Genomic DNA, 3,851 nt, shown 5'->3' with positions numbered 1-3,851 from the left:
GAGCCGGCCGCCCCGCTGGGCGCGCACGCACTGGTGGTCGACGGCGAGGACACCTTCACCGCGATGCTGGCCCACGTCCTGCGCTCGGGCGGGCTGGAGGTGACCGTACGGCGCTTCGACGAACCGGGGCTCGCGGAGGTGGTGCGGGCGCACGAGGGTCCGGTGGTGCTGGGGCCGGGCCCCGGTGACCCCTCGGACGCGGCCGACCCGAAGATGCGGCGGCTGCGCGAGCTGACGGCGACCGTGCTGCGCGAGCACCGGCACGGGGTGCTCGGGGTGTGCCTGGGGCACGAGCTGATCGCTGCGGAGCTGGGTCTGGACATCGTCCGCAAGCAAGTGCCGTACCAGGGGGCGCAGACGGTGATCGACCTGTTCGGGCGGGCGGAGACGGTCGGCTTCTACAACAGCTTCACGGCCCGCTGCGACGACGAGGCCGCGCGTGAACTCGCCGCGCACGGCGTGGAGGTGAGCCGTACGCCGGACGGCGAGGTGCACGCGCTGCGCGCCGGCCGGTTCGCGTCGGTGCAGTTCCACCCGGAGTCGGTACTGACCGTCAACGGTGCCGATCTGGTCCGGGAGTTGGTCTCCGGGCTGCTGACGGCGCCCACCGGCTCGTAGCGGGGGTCAGCCGAAGAACACCCCGGCCTCCGCGTACAGCTCCGGGTCGACCGTCTTGAGCTCGGCGGTCGCCTCGGAGATCGGGATGCGCTCGATGCGGGTGCCGTGGAGGGCGACCATCTTGCCGTAGTCGCCGTCGTGGACGCAGTCGATGGCGTGCAGTCCGAAGCGGGTGGCGAGCCAGCGGTCGAAGGCACTCGGGGTGCCCCCGCGCTGGACGTGCCCGAGCACGGTGGTGCGGGCCTCCTTGCCGGTGCGCTTCTCGATCTGCTTGGCCAGCCACTCCCCCACCCCCGACAGCCGGACGTGCCCGAAGGAGTCGTGCGACTCGTCCTTGAGCACCATCTCGCCCTCCCTCGGCATCGCCCCCTCCGCGACGACCACGATCGGGGCGTACGCGGCCTCGAAGCGGGAGGTGATCCAGCCGCACACCTCGTCCAGGTCGAAGCGGTGCTCGGGGATGAGGATGACGTTGGCGCCGCCGGCGAGCCCGGAGTGCAGGGCGATCCAGCCCGCGTGCCGGCCCATCACCTCGCAGACCAGCACCCGCATGTGGGACTCGGCGGTGGTGTGCAGCCGGTCGATGGCCTCCGTGGCGATGTTGACGGCGGTGTCGAAGCCGAAGGTGAAGTCGGTGCCGGAGAGGTCGTTGTCAATGGTCTTGGGCACGCCCACACAGGGCACGCCGTGCTCCTCGTACAGGGTGGCGGCGACGCCGAGGGTGTCCTCGCCGCCGATGGCGATCAGCGCGTCGATGTCCTGCTCGGCGAGGTTCTCCCGGACCCGGCGCACCCCGTCCTCGGCCTGGAGGGGATTGGTGCGCGAGGAGCCGAGGATGGTGCCGCCGCGCGGGAGGATGCCCCGCACGGCGGGGATGTCCAGCGGGACGGTCCGGCCTTCGAGGGGGCCGCGCCAGCCGTCCCGGAAGCCGGTGAAGTCGTAGCCGTACTCCTGGACGCCCTTGCGGACGACGGCCCGGATGACGGCGTTGAGGCCCGGACAGTCGCCGCCCCCGGTCAGCACTCCTACGCGCATGGTCCGTCCCTTCGCCGCGGGTGTCCCGACTCCGCCACGGTAAGGGTGACAGAGGTCACACAACGAGGGGTAGGGGGCGAATCCGGTGAATCACCGCGCGGCGGAGCGGTCTCCGACGGGATCGGGTGCCGGGTCCTCCCCCTCGGCCGGACGGGCCGACGAGCCGAGCGGGGCGGGGCCGGCCTGCGCGGGTACCGATGCGGCGCCGGCTGCTTCCTCGGGCACCGGCCGGCCCCTGCGGGCCAGGCGCCGGTACAGGTGGGGCAGGAAGAGACAGAAGCGGTCGGGGAGGAACACGGCGTCCGCGATGATCATCGCGCCCGAGAAGAGCGGCAGCCCCATGAGGACCGCGATGCCCAGGTGCATCCCGAGCAGCATGACCAGCACGGGGTACTTGAGCCGGCCGAAGAGCACGAACGGGAAGGCGACCTGCAACAGCACGGTCATGTAGCCGGCGACCGCGATCAGCGTCGTGTGCGCGTCCACGAACTGGGAGAGGGCGGGCCAGGGGCGGAAGAGTTCGAGGTGGAGGACGTAGTGGAGCGCGGTGCCGCTGCCCCAGGTGGCGCCCTGGACCTTGTAGAGGCCCGCCGATCCGTACAGGAAGCAGACCTGGGCCGCGATGAGGAACATGCCGCAGTTGTGCACGACCGTGGTCAGGGTGATCCGGGCGTTCCGGAGTTCCTGTACGAGCGGGCCCTTCACCGGTTCCTGTGGCGCCCCGGCCGCCCGGGCCGCCTTCGCCCGGACCCTGCGCGCGTCCAGGGACCAGCGCCGGCCGCACGCGGTGAGGACGAGGTAGAGGGACATCAGCAGGATCAGGTTGTCGCCGCCGTCGGTCATGAAGATCGCCCGGGCGTGGAACGAGGTCACCACGAGGGCGAAGAGCACGGAGGTGATCCGAGTGCGCCAGCCCAGCAGGAACAGGGTGGACGTGACGACGGCCGCCGCGTAGCAGAGCTCCAGCCAGGCGCGGTCGTCGGACAGGGTCAGGAAGCTGTTCCAGCCCGTCTGGCCGAAGAGCTGCCGTGCCAGGGCCGGGGTCCACGGCGAGTCGGGGCCCCAGATCTCGTGGCGGTGCGGGAACTCGCGCAGCAGGAAACCCAGGTAGAGGAAGCCGTAGCCGATGCGCAGCACCGACGCGGCGTACAGGGACACCGGCCGGCCGGTCAGCAGTTCCCGGAGGGCTCCGTACCGGTCGGTCGAGGGGATCTGCTCACTTCCCATGGCTGGACACCTTCCACCACGGCAGAAGCCGGTTCTCGGCGGGCTTCGGCGGGGTGCCGGCGGAGCCCGAGGCGGGGATGGGCCGGGTGATGACACGCAGCTGGACGAAGTCGAACGAGCCGCCCTTGTGCGCGGCGACCCGCTCCGCGGCGATGCCGGCCAGGTACTTCTGCATCATCAGGGCCCGTTCCGTGCGGGACTTGTCGTCCCCGCCGTGCGAATCGACGTAGGAGGACCAGGCGCGGCGCAGCAGGTTCTGGGCGGTGTGGCTCGGGAACGGATCGTGTTCGACCGCCGCGTGGTCCACCGCGGTCAGGTCGAACCAGCCGCTCACCCGGACGGCTCCGCCCGGCCCGGTGTGGGCCGTTCTCACAAGGATCTGCCGGTTGACGGATTCAGGGTCCGGCGCGAAAAGCCGCCAATTCTGTTCGAAAAAAGGGAAAACCCACGCGTTGATCTGCGGGGTGAATCGTTTGGACACGGTATTGGCAGGAGCGACGTGCAGGAAAACAAGAAACACGTGGACGAGGGTCGCCGCCACGCAAAGGATCACAGTGGTCCACAGACCTGTCCTCACCACGAGGACACCGGCCGGCCGGCTTTCCGGCGTCGGCTCGCCGCCAGGGCCTTCAGGTGCGGCCGGACCGGAAAGGGAGTGCTGGATCGCCTCCGACTCCGCGTCCGCCGATTCGATTCGGGTCGGCACCGCCACCCCGCCTCTCTCAGATGACTGCTCGTGTCCGGTATTCACCGCGGATCGCCACGGGCGGCGCACGGCGGGTCCGTGAGGACTCGCCGTGCGCCGTCGTCCGGTGGACGGAGTCACCGCGGTGGGTGCCGTCTAGCCCTTGTACGCCTTGCCGTAGTCGCCCATCTCCGGGACCTCGGGCTTGTCCTCGTAGCCGTAGGTCTCGTCGGGGTGCTTGTGGTGCTCGGGCTTGTCGTGGCCGTGGCCCGGCTTGACGTCGTGG

Annotated in this window: 4 protein-coding genes; 1 reads left to right on the top strand and 3 read right to left on the bottom strand. The window is 70.7% G+C overall.

Annotated features, from left to right (window positions below; genetic code table 11):
- On the top strand, nucleotides 1-618 hold a 618-nt coding region (locus tag GT030_RS23740), incomplete at its 5' end, for an aminodeoxychorismate/anthranilate synthase component II (RefSeq protein WP_161202834.1).
- 6 nt (nucleotides 619-624) lie between these two features.
- Here GT030_RS23740 and GT030_RS23735 read toward each other — a convergent pair.
- From GT030_RS23735 to GT030_RS23725, 3 genes are all read right to left on the bottom strand, one after another.
- A complete protein-coding gene (locus tag GT030_RS23735; protein ID WP_161202833.1) occupies nucleotides 625-1,653 on the bottom strand; it encodes a 6-phosphofructokinase in 1,029 nt (342 codons plus the stop codon).
- A 90-nt stretch (nucleotides 1,654-1,743) separates the two neighbouring features.
- Entirely contained in the window at nucleotides 1,744-2,880 is a 1,137-nt protein-coding gene (locus GT030_RS23730; RefSeq protein WP_161202832.1) for an HTTM domain-containing protein, read from the bottom strand.
- The gene (locus tag GT030_RS23725; protein WP_346009727.1) at nucleotides 2,870-3,460 is read right to left on the bottom strand and encodes a DUF5819 family protein; all 591 of its coding nucleotides are present in this window, start codon (nucleotides 3,458-3,460) and stop codon (nucleotides 2,870-2,872) included. The genes GT030_RS23730 and GT030_RS23725 overlap by 11 nt, the downstream gene beginning before the upstream one ends.
- Nucleotides 3,461-3,851: the final 391 nt, after the last annotated feature.

Origin of the sequence: Streptomyces sp. SID1328 (assembly GCF_009865595.1) — a bacterium.
Lineage (GTDB): Bacteria > Actinomycetota > Actinomycetes > Streptomycetales > Streptomycetaceae > Streptomyces > Streptomyces griseoluteus.
This window is presented reverse-complemented; position numbering and strand designations above follow the sequence as displayed.

Excerpts from the sequence above, each read along its gene's own strand:
- GT030_RS23735 (WP_161202833.1), bottom strand. The coding sequence starts at position 1,653 with ATGCGCGTAGGAGTGCTGACCGGGGGCGGCGACTGTCCGGGCCTCAAC.
- GT030_RS23730 (WP_161202832.1), bottom strand. The coding sequence starts at position 2,880 with ATGGGAAGTGAGCAGATCCCCTCGACCGACCGGTACGGAGCCCTCCGG.